General features: G+C 32.7%; 1 pseudogene. It reads left to right on the top strand.

Going from position 1 to position 856, the window contains the following annotated elements:
• Positions 1 to 155: 155 nt before the first annotated feature.
• Positions 156 to 856: pseudogene (locus tag ACM0OY_RS40495) on the top strand (ISH3 family transposase); the annotation flags it as partial.

Here is an 856-nt window from a genome sequence, read left to right as displayed (position 1 = left end):
GCGAACCACTATGGATACAGCAGATATCACCAACAAATGAGTACAGAGAAGCAAGTATTATCCAATACTGATTTCATAAAAAATACTTATCATATTTTGCAGTAGTTCAAAATATGAAATGATCAAAGTAATGTGTCGTATATTGGCTGAGGAAATTGACTGTTTCATCTCATCGAATTGCCAAGAGGAGCGAGTCTACAGAAGAACCGATTTTAACAGACTCAAAAACCCTTAATGAAGTTATTGAGTGTTTAGTAGAAAATTTTTCGATTGAAACTCAAGGAATATGTGACCAACAAACTTTATTCGAGATTCTCATAAAAGCAGCTAGCAGTGGAGATAGTATTGAGAACACAGCTAAACTATTAAAGAATGTTCCTACAGCCAATGATATTAGATATCATCTCAATAAAATCAATAATTTTGAAGAATTAGAGACGCAAATAAATCAATCACTGAAAAGCCGAATTCCTTTAGGATTAAAAAATGGTTGTTTAAAAATAGCGATTGATTTAAATCTAATTTGCTATTATGGTAAGCCAACATTAGAGGAATTACCTTACATATATCGAAGTCAAGCTAAATCTGGTACTCATTCATTTTACGCTTATGCAACTTTATATGTTATTACCAAGAATAAGCGTGTAACTCTTGCAGTTAGAGGGGTTCGTAAACTAGATACCAGTGTAGCGCTCATTACTTATTTATTGGCAGAACTTGAATCCCTTAAAATAAATGTAAAAAAACTCTATTTGGATAGAGGATTTTTTAATACTCCTGTAATTAGATGGTTGCAGGCATTAGATATTCCATTTATGATGCCTGCTGTCAAGACAGGAAAGAAAGGAGGAATCAA

Source organism: Nostoc sp. CCY 9925, from assembly GCF_963920935.1.
In the GTDB taxonomy this organism is placed as follows: Bacteria; Cyanobacteriota; Cyanobacteriia; order Cyanobacteriales; family Nostocaceae; genus Nostoc.
The sequence above is the reverse complement of the archived record's forward strand: the minus strand, read 5'-3'. Positions and strand labels throughout refer to the sequence as shown.